At 71.7% G+C, this 15,431-nt stretch carries 17 protein-coding genes and 1 tRNA gene; 6 read left to right on the top strand and 12 right to left on the bottom strand.

Features of this window, described 5'->3' with window-relative positions; genetic code table 11:
- Window positions 1-168: 168 nt before the first annotated feature.
- The 10 genes from DMH12_RS29975 to DMH12_RS29930 all read right to left on the bottom strand — a co-directional run bounded on the left by DMH12_RS29975 (window position 169) and on the right by DMH12_RS29930 (window position 8,207).
- Window positions 169-915 (bottom strand): DUF4142 domain-containing protein, encoded by a 747-nt coding sequence (locus DMH12_RS29975; protein ID WP_125494564.1) that lies wholly within the window; start codon window positions 913-915, stop codon window positions 169-171.
- Window positions 916-1,018: 103 nt separating this feature from the next.
- A complete protein-coding gene (locus DMH12_RS29970) occupies window positions 1,019-1,453 on the bottom strand; it encodes a PPOX class F420-dependent oxidoreductase (protein WP_125494563.1) in 435 nt (144 codons plus the stop codon).
- Window positions 1,454-1,522: 69 nt separating this feature from the next.
- Complete coding sequence (locus DMH12_RS29965; protein WP_125494562.1) at window positions 1,523-2,395, bottom strand: DUF3152 domain-containing protein; 873 nt, start codon at window positions 2,393-2,395, stop codon at window positions 1,523-1,525.
- Between the two features lie 232 nt (window positions 2,396-2,627).
- Window positions 2,628-2,963: a TcmI family type II polyketide cyclase gene (locus tag DMH12_RS29960; protein WP_125494561.1), complete on the bottom strand. Its 336-nt coding sequence runs from the start codon at window positions 2,961-2,963 to the stop codon at window positions 2,628-2,630.
- A 32-nt stretch (window positions 2,964-2,995) separates the two neighbouring features.
- A complete protein-coding gene (locus DMH12_RS29955) occupies window positions 2,996-3,475 on the bottom strand; it encodes an SRPBCC family protein (protein WP_125494560.1) in 480 nt (159 codons plus the stop codon).
- Window position 3,476: 1 nt separating this feature from the next.
- Window positions 3,477-3,746: an acyl carrier protein gene (locus DMH12_RS29950; protein ID WP_125494559.1), complete on the bottom strand. Its 270-nt coding sequence runs from the start codon at window positions 3,744-3,746 to the stop codon at window positions 3,477-3,479.
- Between the two features lie 72 nt (window positions 3,747-3,818).
- Window positions 3,819-5,084: a ketosynthase chain-length factor gene (locus DMH12_RS29945; RefSeq protein WP_125494558.1), complete on the bottom strand. Its 1,266-nt coding sequence runs from the start codon at window positions 5,082-5,084 to the stop codon at window positions 3,819-3,821.
- Window positions 5,081-6,364, bottom strand: coding sequence for a beta-ketoacyl synthase (locus tag DMH12_RS29940; RefSeq protein ID WP_125494557.1), 1,284 nt, complete (start codon window positions 6,362-6,364; stop codon window positions 5,081-5,083). The genes DMH12_RS29945 and DMH12_RS29940 overlap by 4 nt, the downstream gene beginning before the upstream one ends.
- Window positions 6,361-6,801, bottom strand: coding sequence for a cupin domain-containing protein (locus DMH12_RS29935; RefSeq protein WP_125494556.1), 441 nt, complete (start codon window positions 6,799-6,801; stop codon window positions 6,361-6,363). Before DMH12_RS29935 ends, DMH12_RS29940 begins: the two co-directional genes overlap by 4 nt.
- Before the next feature lie 161 nt (window positions 6,802-6,962).
- Window positions 6,963-8,207, bottom strand: coding sequence for a SchA/CurD-like domain-containing protein (locus DMH12_RS29930; protein WP_125494555.1), 1,245 nt, complete (start codon window positions 8,205-8,207; stop codon window positions 6,963-6,965).
- A gap of 330 nt (window positions 8,208-8,537) precedes the next feature.
- Here DMH12_RS29930 and DMH12_RS29925 point away from each other — a divergent pair, with 330 nt between their 5' ends.
- From DMH12_RS29925 to DMH12_RS29910, 4 genes are all read left to right on the top strand, one after another.
- A complete protein-coding gene (locus DMH12_RS29925; protein WP_125494554.1) occupies window positions 8,538-10,418 on the top strand; it encodes an FAD-dependent monooxygenase in 1,881 nt (626 codons plus the stop codon).
- A 125-nt stretch (window positions 10,419-10,543) separates the two neighbouring features.
- A complete protein-coding gene (locus tag DMH12_RS29920) occupies window positions 10,544-11,428 on the top strand; it encodes a patatin-like phospholipase family protein (protein ID WP_125494553.1) in 885 nt (294 codons plus the stop codon).
- A 130-nt stretch (window positions 11,429-11,558) separates the two neighbouring features.
- Entirely contained in the window at window positions 11,559-12,122 is a 564-nt protein-coding gene (locus DMH12_RS29915) for a dihydrofolate reductase family protein (protein WP_125494552.1), read from the top strand.
- 117 nt (window positions 12,123-12,239) lie between these two features.
- Window positions 12,240-12,680: a VOC family protein gene (locus tag DMH12_RS29910; protein WP_125494551.1), complete on the top strand. Its 441-nt coding sequence runs from the start codon at window positions 12,240-12,242 to the stop codon at window positions 12,678-12,680.
- A gap of 22 nt (window positions 12,681-12,702) precedes the next feature.
- On the opposite strand, the gene DMH12_RS29905 is transcribed toward DMH12_RS29910, so the two are convergent.
- Entirely contained in the window at window positions 12,703-13,602 is a 900-nt protein-coding gene (locus DMH12_RS29905) for an aminoglycoside phosphotransferase family protein (RefSeq protein WP_260474392.1), read from the bottom strand.
- A gap of 447 nt (window positions 13,603-14,049) precedes the next feature.
- Between DMH12_RS29905 and DMH12_RS29900 the strand changes: the two genes are divergently transcribed.
- Complete coding sequence (locus tag DMH12_RS29900) at window positions 14,050-14,445, top strand: hypothetical protein (protein ID WP_260474391.1); 396 nt, start codon at window positions 14,050-14,052, stop codon at window positions 14,443-14,445.
- Window positions 14,446-14,672: 227 nt separating this feature from the next.
- On the opposite strand, the gene DMH12_RS29895 is transcribed toward DMH12_RS29900, so the two are convergent.
- A tRNA-Arg gene (locus DMH12_RS29895) sits at window positions 14,673-14,744 on the bottom strand.
- Window positions 14,745-14,932: 188 nt separating this feature from the next.
- Between DMH12_RS29895 and DMH12_RS29890 the strand changes: the two genes are divergently transcribed.
- On the top strand, window positions 14,933-15,391 hold the full coding sequence (locus DMH12_RS29890; protein WP_125494549.1) for a response regulator: 459 nt from the start codon (window positions 14,933-14,935) through the stop codon (window positions 15,389-15,391).
- Window positions 15,392-15,431: the final 40 nt, after the last annotated feature.

Here is a 15,431-nt window from a genome sequence, read left to right as displayed (position 1 = left end):
GATGTTTATAAGAACCGGGGCCGGTGGTCATGTCCGGCGGTCTTTTTCGACCGCCAATCCATGAACGCGCGATGGCGTCGAGCCGTTCCCGGAGGAGAGGGCGGGGCCTCGGCGCGGCACGAAGGACCCTTGGCCGGCAGGCAGACGGCAGACCAACCCCGGCCCGGCTCAGGGCGCCGCCGGGGAGGGAGTGGGCGTCGGGGACGCGGTGTTCACGTTCAGGTCGGGCCGCGGCTTGAGCACCAGTACCTTCTCACCGGGGGGCGGCGGGGGCGGGGTCACCCTCTCCCGCGGCAGCTTCGCCGGGCCGGTCTGCTGGAAGGTGACCTCGTCGTACTCGACCATGCCGGTCTTCTCCAGCACCGTGATGTGGTCCAGGACGGTGTCGTTGGCCAGGTCGGCCAGCTGCCGCACCAGGGTGTTCTTGGTGGACGCCCGGATCTTGGCGATCGCCGGGAAGATCTGACCGTGCGTCACCCGCATGATGTTGACAGCCGACGAGTCGAACGCCTTGCCGGTCTTGGCGTCCACCGTCGCCACGAAGCCCTCCTGCTGCGGCGAGGCCCGGTTGGGCAGCGTGATGCCCAGCTCGGGGGAGATCTCGCGGCACATCGCGTCGAGACCGGCGTGCCCGACGATCAGGTGCTCGCCTGCCGTCTTCATCTCCTTCGTGGTGCCGCGCTCCCGCACCATCTCGCCCAGCGGGTACTCCCACAGCCCGGCGGCCCTGACCTTCACCACGAAGTCCCGGTCGGCCTCGGTGAGCGGGCCGAACTTGGTGCTGGCGATGACCCGGTCCTGATTGCCGTCGGCCTTGTCCAGACCGAGCATGGCCGGAAAGGCCAGCGCGGTGAGGGTCAGGGTCATCGCACCGAACAGGACGACGACTCCGATCCTGTTGCGGGACAGGCGCATGGTGCCTCCAGGGGCGACGCGAGGGACTCGCACTCGTACGGATTCGCCAGGAGGTACGGAAACGGCGGGCGGATCTATCAGCGCCCGGGCACAAAACTTGGGTTCAGCCGATGTCGGCCCCGTAGACGCGCTCGACGGTGATCGTGAGCAGTACCCGGCGGTCGGCCACCATCGTCGACCGGTACTCGTCCCAGTCCGGGTGCTCTCCCGCGGCGGCGCGGTAGTACTCCACCAGGGCCTCGACCTCCGGTCCGTGCGGATCGGTGCCCGGCCCGGTGAGCGTGGCGACGCCCTCCGCGGTGGCCCAGGACCTGCCGTCCGGGGCGGTCACCTCCAGCGTGGCCCGCGGGTCCCGGCGCAGGTTGGCGGTCTTGGCCAGCCCGTCGCGGGTCGAGATCCGGATGACGCCTGCCTCCGCGTCGTAGGCGGGCATGACGGGCGAGAGCTGCGGGCGGCCGTCCGACTTGATCGTCGCGAGCACGCCGAGCCGGCTCCGGGCGAGCAGGGCACGGGGGTCGAAGCGCGAGGTGGTGGTCATGGTCCGATCATCACCCGCCGCACCGGGGGCTGTCCCCCGAACGTCCGCCGAACGCCCCGACCGCACGGCTCAGGGCACCGACGGGCCGCCCAGGTACTCGCCGTTGCGGTCGTAGGGCCAGGCGTTGGCGACGCACCCCTTGAGGCCCTTGATCTGCTGCATCATCGCCGGAGCGGGCCGGCCGGCCCCGGGGCAGGTCTCGTGGCCGTGGCCGATGCGGTGGCCGACCTCGTGGTTGACGATCAGCGCCCGGTACTCGTGGATCGGGCCGTCGAACTCCGGGGAACCCAGCACCCAGCGCTTGAGGTTCACCACGACGTCCGTGCCGACGCTGCAGTTCACCTCGCCCCGGGTGCGCAGGCCCGCCGCGCCGCAGATCCGGTCGACGGTGCCCGGCGTGGCGATCTTCACCACGAAGTCGTAGGAGCCCGTGCTGACCAGCCGGAAGGAGGTGATCCCGTCCCTCGTCCAGCCCCGGCGGTCGGCGAGCACGTCGGCTATCTCGGCCGCGGCCGTGCTCGGGCGGACGTCGATGCCCTCCTCGACCAGGACCTTGTACCGGCGCACCCGGCTGCCGGTCCCCACGGTCGTGCCGTCGGCCCGCGCGGTGACGAAGGTGCCGGGGCCCGTCGCCGGAATGGCGATGGCGGAGGGCGAGGACGAGGGCGACGGGGACGCGGACGACGGGGTCGGGGACGACTTCGCGGACGGTGGCGCGGAGGTGCCGGCCGAGGGGGTGGGCGTCCCCGCGGCGTCCAGGGCGTCGGCCACGTCGGCCACCTGGTCGTCCGTCACCGGGGGCCGGGCGTCCCGCCAGTACGCCACTGCGGCGCCCGCGGTGACGAGTACCGCCCCGAGGGCCAGGAGGACCAGGACCCCGCGGGCGGGTCCGCGGCGCCTGCCTCTGCGGCGGCCGGTCCGGCGGGCGGCGGATCGGCCCACGACGTGCGTCCTCTCTGCTGGTCCTGGGGGCGCACACCGGACTCCCGTGTGCTCGTTTCCCCACAAGATCCAAGCGGAAAGCTGTGCGAAAAACCCACAGATCCCCAAGTGGCTCTTCTCACACAGGAGTTCACTCTCTGCCCGCAACCGATCGGTGCGTCGAGACGTCCCACGCAGCCCGGGGCCGCCCGGCCGGTGCCGGGCGACCCCGAAGCGGTGCGTGGACGGGCCGTCAGCTTGCGGCGGCCCGGTCCCAGCGGTAGAAGCAGCGCGCCATCGCGTCCTTCGGACCGCGCCAGGTCGCGGGGTCGTACGCCGAGACGTACGGCTCCAGCCGCTCGCTGACCTGGCGGAACTCCGGATGCCCGGTCAGCCGGCCGATCGTGGGGGCCGGGTCCTCCTCGCTCTCGATCAGGTGCAGGTACACACCGTCACCGAACTCGAAGAGGCTGCGCCGGTTGACGCCCACCAGGTGCGGCAGCTCGCCGCGGTCGGACTCCGCGAACACCTTCGCGATGTCCGGGGCCGCGCCGGGTGCCATCCGGGCGACGATCAGTGTGTGGTGCATGGGGTGACGCCCTTCGCCGGTGTCGTTCGGTGTCAGTCGGCGAGCGCCGACGCGGTCCGCCGCTCGCCCGCCGCCTGCTCGATCCGGTCCCGGATCAGCGCCATCTGCGTGCGGGAGTTGCGGTTGATGTTGTCCGTCATCCAGGCGTCGTCCACCGGAGCGTCCGCCTTCATGGCGAAGTCCTGGATCCAGCGCATCAGGACGCCCTCGGCGGTCTCCGCGTACTCCCAGACGATGTTCATGTACTGGAAGGGGCCGGTCTCGACCCGCTGGGCGCGGACGGTGCGGGTGACGGGGTCGGCGACCCGCTCGGAGACCCAGCTCCACACCTTGCCGTCCGCGTCCGGGTGCATGGTGAGCCGGAACACGACGCGGTCGCCGTCGCGCTCGAGCACGTCCACGGCGGCGTACTCGCTGAACAGCTTGGGCCAGCCGTCGATGTCGTTGGTCATGTCCCAGACCAGCTCCATCGGAGCGGCGATGGTGATCTCGTTCTCGGTGTGACCTGCCATGTCACACTCCCGTCTTCAGGGCGCCGTTGATCAGCGCGAGGAAATCGGCGGGCGTCTTGCAGCGCTCGGCCTGCTCGGGCAGTCCCAGGCCGTACCGCTTCTCCAGCTCGGCCACGATGCCCAGCAGGCCGAGGGAGTCCAGGCCGAACGTGTCGAAGCCGTCGTCGGCCTGCGCGCGCAGGGTCTCCGGTTCGACGTGCACGCCGGCGGTGCGCTTCATCAGCGCGGCCAGCTCTTCGACGGTCACCTGGTAGGCCAGTTGGTCGGTCATGGGGGTGTCCTCCTTCACTCAAGGTGGCGCGCGCCCACACGCGGCGCTCACTCGGATTGGCGTCGGTCGGTCTCAGTGCGCGGACGGCGCGGTGCCGCCCTGCCGCAGGACGAGGGCCGAGTTGGAACCCATCAGCCCGCGGCTCAGCACCAGCGCGGTGCGTGACTCGGCGGGGCGGGCCCGGCCGGTCACCAGGTCCAGGTCGTGGCTGACCTCGAACACGTGCGGGGTCGGCGGGATCAGCCCGTGCTCCATGGCGAGCACCGCCGTCGCCACGTCCAGCACCGGAGCGGCGCAGTAGGCCCGCCCGGTCCCGGTCTTGGGCGCGGTGACCGGCACACGCGCGGCGTGCGGGCCCAGTGCGTCGGCCAGGGCCAGCGCCTCGGCCCGGTCGGCCTCCGGGACACCAAGGGCGTCCGCGAAGACCACGTCGACCTCCTCGGGCCGGCAGCCCGCCTCGGCCAGCGCCCCCTCGATCGCGCGGGCCAGCCCCTCCCGGGACTCGGCCCAGCGGCCGGCGCCGGTGAAGGTCGCCGCGTGCCCGGCCACCGTCGCCCGCACCTCGGCGCCGCGCTCCCGGGCCGCCCGCTCCTCCTCCACGACCAGCACGGCACCGCCCTCGGCCGGCGCGAACCCGCACGCCGCCTCGGTGAACGGACGGTAGGCGCGGTCGGGTTCGGTGGCGCGGCTCAGCTCGGGATAGCCCAGCTGGCAGACGATCGAGTACGGGGCGAGCGGTGCCTCCGTCGCGCCGCAGACCACCGTGTCGGTGCCGCCCCGCACGGTCAGCGCCGCGTGCGCCAGGGCGTCCAGGCCGCCCGCCTCGTCGGCGGCCACGACCCCGCAGGGGCCCTTGAAGTCGTTGCGGATGGAGACCTGGCCGGTGCTGGCCGCGTAGAACCAGGCGATCGACTGGTACGGGCCGACGTACCGCGAGCCCTGGCTCCACAGGTTCTGCAGCTCGCGCTGCCCGAACTCACCGCCGCCGGAACCCGCGGCGGTGACCACGCCGACCGAGTACGGCGACTCGACGTCGGCCCGGCCGAACCGGGCGTCGGCCAGCGCGAACTGGGTCGCGGACAACGCGAAGTGCGTGAACCGGTCGGTCTGCACGAGGTAGCGCTCCTCGACCGTCTCGGCCGCGTCGAAGCCCCGCACCTCGCCCGCCACCCGCAGCGGCAGATGGTCGCAGCCCTCCCGCGTGACGGGCCCCAGGCTGCTGGTGCCGTCCGCGGTGGCCTTCCAGTGCGGCTCGACGCCCACGCCGTGCGGGGACACCACACCGAGTCCGGTGACGACCGCGCGCCTGGTCCCGTTGGTCCGTTGCCGTCCGCTCATCGCTGCCCTCCTTCGGAACCGGAACCGGAAGCGCTCAGCACGACCGCCGACTGGAAGCCGCCGAAGCCACTGCCCACCGACAGCACGTGCCGCAGCGTCCGCTCCCGTGCCTCGCGCGGCACGTAGTCCAGGTCGCACTCGGGGTCCGGGGTCGTGTAGTTGGCCGTCGGCGGCACCACCTGGTGGGCCATGGCCAGGACGCACGCGGCCAGTTCGATCGAGCCGATCGCGCCGAGCGAGTGACCCACCATCGACTTGATGGAGCTCATCGGCGTCGCGTAGGCGTGCTCGCCCAGCGAGCGCTTGACGGCCGCGGTCTCGTGCCGGTCGTTCTGCTGGGTGCCGGAGCCGTGCGCGTTGACGTAGTCGACGTCCGATCCGTCTATGCGCGCCATGTCCAGCGCCGTGTCGATGGCCCGCGCCATCTCCAGGCCCTCCTTGGTGAGCCCGGTCATGTGGTACGCGTTGCCGAACGTCGCGTAGCCGGAGATCTCGCAGTACACGTCCGCGCCACGGGCCCGGGCGTGCTCCAGGTCCTCCAGGACGAGCACCGCCGCGCCCTCGCCCATCACGAAGCCGTTGCGGTCGGCGTCGAAGGGCCGGGAGGCGTGCGCGGGGTCGTCGTTGTTCGGCGAGGTCGCCTTGATGGCGTCGAAGCAGGCCATCGTGATCGGGGATATGGGGGAGTCGGACGCGCCCGCCAGGCACACGTCCACGCGTCCGTCGGCGACCGCGTGGTAGGCGTAGCCGACGGCGTCGAGACCTGACGTGCAGCCCGTGGAGACGGTCTGCACCGGCCCGCGCACGCCGAACTCCTCGGCGACCGCGGACGAGAGCGTGGCCGGCGTGAACGCCCGCTCCAGGTGCGGCTCGGCCCGCTTGCCGTCCACGTCCCAGCGCGAGCCGCGCTCACTGACCAGGACGTAGTCGTGCTCCAGCCGGGTGGTGCCGCCGACCGCGGTGCCCAGCGTGGCACCGGCCCGCCAGGGGTCCTGCCGGGTCAGGTCGAGGTTCGCGTCCCGGACCGCCTCCGCGGCGGCCACCAGAGCGAACTGCACGTACCGGTCGCTGCGTTGGACCGTGGCCAGACCGAGGCCGTGGTCGGCCGGTTCGAAGTCGCACTCGGCGGCTATCTGCGAACGCAGCCCGGCCGGGTCGAAGAGGGAGATGCGGCGCGTCGCCGTACGGCCGTCGGACAGCAGGCCCCAGAACTGGGGCGCACCGATCCCGCCCGGGGCGACGACGCCTATGCCCGTGACGGCCACCCGACGCCGGTTCATGACACCGCCTCGGCCGTCGCGGCGGGACGCTCGTGCGGGATGGCGTTGCCGGCCGCGTCCTCGGTGTCCACGTGGCCCAGCTCGGGCCGTGGGGCCAGCGGGCCCAGGTGGAAGACGATCCGCGCCTCGACGTCCCCGACGTTGCGGAAGCGGTGGCGCATGTCCTGCGGGATCAGCATCCCCTGCCCGACGGTGAGCGCGTGCGGCGCCCCGTCCAGGTCCACCTCGAGGGCGCCCTCGGTGACGTACACGAACTCCTCGGAGTACGGGTGGTAGTGCTCGGCGATCCGCTCGCCGGGCTGCACGATGGCCACGCCCATGAAGCCGCTGGTCGCGCCGGCGCTGGTGGGCGTGAGCAGGGCGCGGATGTCTCCTCCGCGGCGGCGGTTCGGCGCGACGTCGCCGATGGAGATGATGTTTACCTGCTGGTCTGTCATGTCGATCACTCCGGGGTGACGAGAAGCGGTGGGGGAGGAGGTGAGAGGCGTCAGACCACGCGGGCCGGCGGGCGCGCCGTCGGGCCGTACCGGGTGCGTGGTGCGGGTGTCGGTCGGTTCGGGAGGGTGGCACGAGGAGAGCCGCGCCGGTGGGGGGTGGTTCAGGCGTCCGACGCGTGCCGGTCGGTCAGGGGCGTCATACGGGCCCGCGCCAGCAGCAACGCCAGGGTGCGGGGCTCGCTGAGGGGCCCGTCGACGCCGTACGCGGCGGTGTCCAGGAGGCGCTCGGCGGCCTCGATCACGGCGGCCGCGGCGGCTCCGGCCGATCTGCCGTGCCCGGCGGCCGCGGGCAGACCGAGGACGGCGGACACGGGCGCCCCGTCCGGGTCGCCGTCCACGTCGACGAGCCGTACGACGAGGTCGTCGCGGTGGAAGACGGTGGCGGCGAGGACCGGGCCGTCCTGCGCCCGCAGGGCGGACGCGTCCCGGTGGGCCAGCAGTCGGGCCAGTTCCGGACCGGCGCCCGGCCGCACCGGGTAGAGCAGCGCGAGCCGCTGCCCGCTCGCGCCGGACCGGCTCCCCGACGCCACGTGGTGGACGGCCGGCATGGCGGCGCGGGTGAAGAACTCCCGGGCGGACCGCGGGTCGCGCAGGTCCCGGTCCTGCTCCAGGTGCGGGTTGAGAGCCTCCTCGACCGCCCGCACGCCCGGCTGCCTGGCCACGTGCCGCAACGCGGTCTGCAGGTCGCCCCGCAGCTCCACGGCCCGGACGACCCGGTTGCCGTGCATGAAGACCGACGTGCGCAGCAGCCGGTTGGAGTCGTCGACCTGGGCCTCGGGCGCCGCGTAGTCGGACAGCAGCCGGGCGACGTCGGCCTCGCTGCCGGGCCGCACGGTGAAGGTCAGGGCGTGCCGGACGATGTTGCTCCCGATCCTGGGAGCGGACCGCGGCGACTCACCGGCCGCGCCGGACGAGTTCTCGTCGCCCTCGGTCTCGCGCAGCACGCTGTAGCGCAGGGAGTGGGTGTCGCGGACGCAGTTCTGCAGCGGCTCGACCATGTCCAGGTGCTCGTCGCTGCTGACCCAGCTCAGGAAGGGCTCGGCGGTCTCCCACTCGCTGGTGAGGAGCCACTGGGTGGGGTTGTCGACGGACTGGCACAGCTGGTCGGTGATATGTCCCGGAACGGCGGCGACCCGGTCGCGGATGCTGTCGTACGCGTCCAGGAACTCCTGCTGCATTCCGTCGTGGATGTCCAGCATCAGCACGACCCGTACGCGGGATCCGTCGAACGCCGATGTCGATACGCCGTCGGCGTCCGCGGCCGGGGCGACGGGCGTCGCGCCGGCGTCAGTGGTCAGGGCATCCGCCGACACACCATCCGTGGTTTCGACGGGAGAGACCGTCATCCGGCCCACCTCTTCTCCGGGGAACTTTCTCTGGGACTGGGGGCGATCGTCGCGGCGCACGCCATGGCTCGGGCGGGTACGCCGGTCGCAATAAGCCGATCGTCGGCCGTGCCCGCGAGGACCGCGCGCCGGGCGTGACAAGCGGGTGAAAGCTCCTCCGCCGCGGGCCTCATCAGGCCCGACGGGGAAGGCATGAGAGCCCCGGCGCACATCTGGCGCGGGGCGAAATCACTCGACGACGGTCCCGCACCCGCGGACGCCCGTCGGTCACAGCGAGGACTACGTCCGCCATACCGAAGGACGGACGTGTGTCACAACGGAGGACGAACAATGAACGAAAGAGCCGACCGGCCCGGAGGCGGCGCCGCCCCTGCGGTCCACCGGGTCCCGGTCCTCATCGTCGGCGGATCCCTGGTGGGCCTGTCGACCTCGGTGTTCCTGGGGCGCCTCGGCGTCCGGCACACCCTGGTGGAGCGCCACGCCGGCACCTCCATCCACCCCCGCGGACGCGGCAACAACGTCCGCACCATGGAGATCTTCCGGGTGGCCGGCACCGAGTCGGACATCAGGAAGGCCGCCGCCACCCTGGCCGACAACCACGGCATCCTGCAGACCACCACGCTCGTCGGCGACGAGGGGGAGTGGCTGCTCAAGGAGATGGACCCGGGCGGCGGACTGGCCCGCTTCAGCCCCAGCGGCTGGTGCCTGTGCAGCCAGAACGACCTGGAGCCCGAACTCCTCACCCACGCCACCAACCTCGGCGGCGACCTGCGCTTCGGCACCGAACTGCTGTCGTTCGAGGACGACGCGGACGGCGTCACGGCGGTGGTGAAGAGCCGGGAGACCGGCGAGCACACCACCATCCGCGCGGACTACCTGGTCGCCGCCGACGGTCCCCGCAGCCCCGTCCGCGAGCAGCTCGGCATCGGCCAGAGCGGCCCGGGCGACCTCTTCCACAACGTCAGCGCCACCTTCCGCTCCCGCCGCCTGGCCGACGTGGTGCGCGACCGCCGCTTCATCGTCTGCTACCTGACCGGCGAGGACGCCGACGGCGCCCTCCTGCCGGTCGACAACCGCGAGAACTGGGTCTTCCACCTCCCCTGGCACCCCGAACAGGGCGAGACGGTCGAGGACTTCACCGAGGAGCGCTGCGCCTCCCACATCCGCCGCGCGATCGGCGACCCGGACCTCGACGTCGAGATCACCGGCAAGGCCCCCTGGCACGCCGCCCAGCGCGTGGCCCGCAGCTACCGCGCCGGCCGCGTCCTGCTGGCCGGCGACTCGGCCCACGAGATGTCCCCCACCGGCGCCTTCGGCTCCAACACCGGCATCCAGGACGCGCACAACCTCGCCTGGAAGCTGGCCGCGGTCCTGGAGGGCTGGGCGGGCGAAGGCCTCCTGGACACCTACGACGCGGAACGCCGCCCGGTCGCCGAGGCCACCAGCGCCCGAGCCGCGGGCCGCTCGGTGGAACACAGCCACCCGGGCTTCGCCCCGCCGCCGGGGATGACGGGTGGGGGGCCGGGTGCGGGTGGCGGACCCGGTGGTCCTGGTGGGCCTGGTGGGGCGCCTGGTGGTCCGGGCGGTGCGGCCGGTGGGCCCGGTGGGCCCGGTGGAGCGCCTGGCGGTCCCGGCGGTGCGGCCGGTAGGCCCGGCGCCCCCGGTGGCGCGCCTGGAGGGCCGGGCGGGCCCGGCGGGCCCGGCGGCCCTGGCGGAGCACCCGCCGGCGGCCCCGGCGGCATCCTGAACGTCGCCCTCGGCTACCGCTACCCCCAGGGCGCGGTGGTCGGCGCCGACCCGGCGACGCCGGTGGTCCCGGAGGGCCTCGACCTCTCCGGCGCCCCCGGCAGCAGGGCCCCGCACCTCTGGCTCCGCCAGGGCGACGCCCGCGTCTCCACCCTGGACCTCTACGAGGACTCCCTGGTCCTGCTCAGCGACGCGGCCCAGCCCACCGGCTGGCACGAGGCGGCGACCCGGCTGGCGGCCGAGATGCGGATCCCGCTGAAGCCGTACCGCGTGGGCGGTACGCCGGAGGCCGACCTGGTCCAGGACGACGAGGACAAGGACTGGGCGAAGGCCCACGGAGTGACCCGTGGCGGCGCGGTCCTGGTGCGCCCCGACGGCTTCGTCGCCTGGCGCTCCCCGGGCCCGGCCCCGGACCCCGACTCGATGCTGCGCCAGGTGATCAGGACGGTGCTGGCCCGCGCGTGACGCGCACGGGAACGAGCCCCTGAGAGCACCCCACCCTAAACGTGGACCACTCCCCACTTGTTTGCTACCGTCTCGGCGACGGTCAAACCGGGGAGTGGTCCCCGTTAATGCGGAAGGGGTCGGACATGACGAAGCAGCCGAATACCGCACTGGTCCTGGGCGGAGGCGGCCTGACCGCATACGGCTGGCAGGTGGGCGTACTGGCGGGACTGGCCGACGCGGGTGTGCACCTCGGCGACGCGGACGTCCTCGCAGGCACCTCGGCCGGCTCGCTGCTGGCCCTGGACCTGGCGAAGGGCTCGACACCGTCCGCCCTCTACACGGAACAGATCAACCGCGACCGTCCCATGATCGACGTGGACTTCACCCTGTCGATGACGGTCAGGTACCTGTGGGCGTCCCTGCGCTCACGCGACCAGGACAAGACACTGGAGCACCTGAGCCGGCTGGCCCTCTCCGTACGCGACGTACCGGAGTCCGCGGTCCTGGAGGCGATAGGCCCCCACATCCCGGTCCCGGACTGGCCGGAGCGCGAGGTACGCCTCTTCGCGGTGGACGCCCTCACCGGCACGCCCGCCGCCTTCACGGCAGCCGACGGAGTCGACCTGCCCCACGCCATGGCCGCCACCTGCGCCCTGCCACCCCTCTTCCCGCCGATCACCATCGGCAAGGCCCGCTGGATGGACGGCGGCGTACGCTCCACGACCAACGCCGACCTGCTCACGGACTGCGCGAGGGTGGTCGTCCTGGCCCCCATCCCGAAGGCGGCGGGCGCCACCCCGAGCGCCCAGTCCCACATCCGGACCCTGACGGACCACGGCACGCGAGCCACCCTCCTGACCCCCGACCGGGCAGCCCGCCGGGCCTTCGGCCGCAACCCCCTGAACGCCGCCCGCATCCCGGGTTCGGCAAGGGAGGGACGACGCCAGGGCAGGGAGTACGCGGAGACGGTCCGGGAGGTCTGGGACGGCTCGGATCCGCACCGCAACGAACACATCCCGGCTCGATGACCCTCCGGCTCGGTCGCCGTCACACGGCCGGCGCCGAGCGTGATCGGACAAAAGCGACGCCCGCCCTGGGAGAGTGTCACGCGACGGAACCCCCGCCCCCGCCCGTGACCGCCCGCTCAGGAGAACCCACATGCGCACCCTCGCGATCACCGAGAACATCACCGTCGACGGCTCGATCGAGATGCTCACCGACTGGTTCGATCCTCAGGCCCAGGGCGAGGTCGACATGGCCGACGTCATGGAGGAGAGCCACCGGCAGGACAGCCGCGCCGACGCGCTGCTGCTGGGCCGTCGCACGTTCGAGGACTTCCGCGGCTACTGGCCGAACCAGACCGACGACACCACCGGCATCACGGCATACCTCAACCAGGTCCAGAAGTACGTCGTGTCCACCACACTCACCGACCCGATGTGGGACAAGTCGACGGTACTGACGGGCGACCCGGTCGAGGAAGTCCGCGCCCTCAAGGCGCAGCAGGGCGGCAAGGACATCGTCCTGACCGGCAGCATCCGCCTGGCCCACACCCTGATCCAGGCCGGCCTCGTGGACGAGTACCGCCTCTTCGTCTACCCGGTGGTCCAGGGCAGAGGCCGCAGACTCTTCCCCGACGGCTTCGAGATCCCCGGCCTCCGCCTGGCCGACGCGAAGACGTTCCGCAGCGGCATCGTCCTGACCCGATACGTCCCGGCGTGATCCTCCCCCCGGCTCTCCGCGTCCACGGATGTCGAGACCGCGCCCCCGGCTCCGTCCCAGGGACGTAACCGCCACCACCGGCCACACGACAACGGCCGAAGAGGGAGAAGAGAGATCATGGCCATCCAGCGAATGGACAACATCGGCATCGTCGTGGAGGACATGGACGCCGCGATCGCGTTCTTCGTGGAACTCGGCATGGAGCTGGAGGGCAGGACCGAGATCGAGGGCCCCGTCGCCGACCAGTGCACCGGACTCGACGGCGTCCACTGCGACATCGCGATGCTCCGCACCCCGGACGGCCACAGCCGCCTGGAACTGTCGAGGTACCGCACCCCGAAGGCAACAGCCGACACCCCCCGCAACCGCCCCCACAACATCCTGGGCACCCACCGAGTCATGTACGCCGTCGACGACCTGAAGTCCACGCTCACCCGCCTGCGCCCGCACGGCGCCGAACTCCTGGGCGACATCGCCAACTTCGAGAACACGTACCTCCTCTGCTACGTCCGCGGCCCGGAGGGCATCATCATCGGCCTGGCCGAGCAACTGGGCTGATAGTCCGACCTTGTCGCGGTCGTCAGCCGATGAGGACCTGAGTGATCTGCCGGGTCGTCTGCGCGGCGACCCGGGGGTTGACGGCGGCGTAGTGGGTGTAGGCGTTCAGGCCGGTGGCCAGGGCCCAACCGCGGCCCCGCATCCAGGTGGCGTCGTCCACGCCGAGCGCATCACGGAAGGCGGCTCGGCTGTTCGCCGACATCAGGGTGAAGGCGATCATCAGGTCGCAGGCAGGGTCGCCGATGCCGAGTCCGCCGAAGTCGATCACGGCGCTGAGGCGGCCGTCGCGAGCCAGCAGGTTGCCCGTGTGGAAGTCGCCGTGAAACCACACCGGAGAGCGGTCCCATCCGGGCGCGCTCAGCGCCGCGTCCCACAGTTCCGTCATCGCCGTCGCGTCGAACACGCCGCCGGCCTCGGCGATGGCGACCCGCGTCGCGCGATCCCGGTCGGACAACGGGCGGCCGGCGAGGCATTCCCTGGCGCCTCCGACGGGGGCGTCCTCGGGCGCGAACCCCTGCAGAGCGACGAGGAACCGGGCCAGTTCAACTGCGGCTCCGGGGGAGTCCCCCAGCGCGTCGACGGTCGCCACTTCCCCGTCCAGCCAGCGGGACACCGCCCACGGCCACGGATAACCGAAGTCGGGTTCGCCCACTCCCACTGGCACCGGAATGGCCAGGGGAAGGTGCGGGGCGAGCTGCGGCAGCCACTGCAATTCCTTCCGGGCCTGCCCGATGGCCCCGGAGTGACGGGGCAGCCGGACGGACAACTCCTCACCCAACCGGTAGATCACATGATCGGACCCAGCGGGATCGAGCAGCTTCAGGTCCAGCCCTGCCCACTGCGAAAACTGACTGTCGACCAGCCGCCGGACCAGCGCCTCGCCGATCTGAGGACGGGTGTCCGCAGTGATCTGAGCTTCCAAGACCAACTCCCCTGGCCGGCCCGCCCCGTGCGACGGACGGTCGCAGCCATCACAGTCGTTCATGGCCGCGCCTGTCGAATGTCCGAGCCCAACCTACTCGCGAGCGTAGGTCGGGCTTCTTTGGAAGCCGCGAGGACGGGGGAGGCGAAGGAAGGCGTGGCAGGGGATTGCCCGTGGCGACTCGCAGCAGGTCGCAGCACGTGTCTGAACTCAGCCTGCCATCTGGTCCGGAGCCCCTGATTACGGCACCGTGTCTCCGGCTGGTTGAGTCAGGCGAGGGGGGAAATGACTTTGTGGGAGCAGGTGCCGGCTTTGCTGGGTGTCGTCGTTGGAGTGGCGAGTTCCTACGTGGCGACGAACGTCACGGAGCGGAGCCGGTGGCGACGAGGCAGAGCTGAGCGGTGGGATGAAAAGAGGCTGGATGTGTATGCGTCCTACGCCAACACCTTGAAGCAGCAGCTGAGCGTTGCACAGCGCATGGGTGCGGCAAGAGGGTTTCCGCATGCGGTCGACCCGCTGGATACCGAGCAGGGCATGACGCAGCTCGCCGAGAACGAAGTACGGCGTGCAGCCGAGTGGGAATCCGTGCTGCTGATCGGCGACGCGGAAACGATCGGGGCGGCACGCGAGTGGCACGAAGCGGTTTGGAACGTTGAGCTGTACGCGCGCGGTCTGAAGGATGATCACGCGGGATGGACAAGGGCCGTGCAGCAGGTGAGCCGAGCGCGTGACGCCTTTTATGCCCTCGCACGACGTGACCTTGACATAGCAGGGCCGCCACCCCCTTCTGGCAACTGGCCGCGCGTCTGGCAGCGCGAGGACGAGCCCGGCGACGGGACCTGATCCCGGCACACCTCCGACACGCGAACCTGCGACAGGATGGCCACTGGACCACAGGCCGGGGGCCTTGGCGTTTCCGCATTCTGACCCTCCGGTTCCCTGGCCCTGCGGCCAGCCCACCCCGGCACTCGACATACAGCCGCTCCGGGCGGCACAGGCCTGCACATACGCGAAGACCCCGTTCTCAGCGAACTCGCTGATGGCGGGGTCTCGGGCACACTTGCACAGTGTGCCCCCGGCAGGATTCGAACCTGCGCACACGGCTCCGGAGGCCGTTGCTCTATCCCCTGAGCTACGGGGGCGTGTTCGTCGCGTTCGGTGTTGCTCGCGGCGACGGGTAGAACACTACCAGCTCCCCCGGGGTGGTCATGAACGGGTTTTCGCGGGTCGTGGGGCCTGTCGGGAGCACGCGCGAGGGGTGTTGTCCCCCGCAGGGGTGGAAGTGGGGAAAAGCCGGACGCGGTGGCCGGTCCGGACCTACTCTCGAGTTGTGCCTAGGGCGTCTGGCCGGGTTCTTGTTGTGGACGACAACAAGGTCATCCGGCAGCTGATCAGGGTCAATCTCGAGCTGGAGGGCTTCGAGGTCGTGACCGCGGGCGATGGTGTCGAGTGTCTGGATGTCGTCCATCAGGTGCGGCCCGACGTGGTCACGCTGGACGTGGTCATGCCCCGCCTGGACGGGCTCCGGACCGCCGCACGGCTGCGTGCCGATCCGCGTACCGAGGAGCTTCCGATCGCGATCGTGAGTGCCTGTACGCGGTACGAGGTCGACGCGGGGTTCGCCGCCGGGGTCGACGCCTTCCTCTCCAAGCCCTTCGAGCCGGCCGAGCTCGTCAGACTCGTACGGCAGCTGACCGAGCGGACCGGCACGGGAGTCGGTGTGGCGGGTGGTGAGGGGGCCGCCTCGTCCTCCCGTGCGGGGGAGAGTGAGTCCTCGGCTCAGGCGTGATCGCCCCCGCGACCTCCCCCTGACCCCTCCCGTCCATATC

Origin of the sequence: Streptomyces sp. WAC 04229 (assembly GCF_003947455.1) — a bacterium.
Classification (GTDB): domain Bacteria; phylum Actinomycetota; class Actinomycetes; order Streptomycetales; family Streptomycetaceae; genus Streptomyces.
The sequence above is the reverse complement of the archived record's forward strand: the minus strand, read 5'-3'. Positions and strand labels throughout refer to the sequence as shown.

Bases quoted from the DNA above. Each gene is read 5' to 3' on its own strand.
- DMH12_RS29935 (WP_125494556.1), bottom strand. From the start codon at position 6,801: ATGACAGACCAGCAGGTAAACATCATCTCCATCGGCGACGTCGCGCCG.
- DMH12_RS29915 (WP_125494552.1), top strand. From the start codon at position 11,559: ATGCGCACCCTCGCGATCACCGAGAACATCACCGTCGACGGCTCGATC.
- DMH12_RS29945 (WP_125494558.1), bottom strand. From the start codon at position 5,084: ATGAGCGGACGGCAACGGACCAACGGGACCAGGCGCGCGGTCGTCACC.
- DMH12_RS29910 (WP_125494551.1), top strand. From the start codon at position 12,240: ATGGCCATCCAGCGAATGGACAACATCGGCATCGTCGTGGAGGACATG.
- DMH12_RS29925 (WP_125494554.1), top strand. From the start codon at position 8,538: ATGAACGAAAGAGCCGACCGGCCCGGAGGCGGCGCCGCCCCTGCGGTC.
- DMH12_RS29970 (WP_125494563.1), bottom strand. From the start codon at position 1,453: ATGACCACCACCTCGCGCTTCGACCCCCGTGCCCTGCTCGCCCGGAGC.
- DMH12_RS29930 (WP_125494555.1), bottom strand. From the start codon at position 8,207: ATGACGGTCTCTCCCGTCGAAACCACGGATGGTGTGTCGGCGGATGCC.
- DMH12_RS29955 (WP_125494560.1), bottom strand. From the start codon at position 3,475: ATGGCAGGTCACACCGAGAACGAGATCACCATCGCCGCTCCGATGGAG.
- DMH12_RS29950 (WP_125494559.1), bottom strand. From the start codon at position 3,746: ATGACCGACCAACTGGCCTACCAGGTGACCGTCGAAGAGCTGGCCGCG.
- DMH12_RS29940 (WP_125494557.1), bottom strand. From the start codon at position 6,364: ATGAACCGGCGTCGGGTGGCCGTCACGGGCATAGGCGTCGTCGCCCCG.
- DMH12_RS29975 (WP_125494564.1), bottom strand. From the start codon at position 915: ATGCGCCTGTCCCGCAACAGGATCGGAGTCGTCGTCCTGTTCGGTGCG.
- DMH12_RS29960 (WP_125494561.1), bottom strand. From the start codon at position 2,963: ATGCACCACACACTGATCGTCGCCCGGATGGCACCCGGCGCGGCCCCG.
- DMH12_RS29920 (WP_125494553.1), top strand. From the start codon at position 10,544: ATGACGAAGCAGCCGAATACCGCACTGGTCCTGGGCGGAGGCGGCCTG.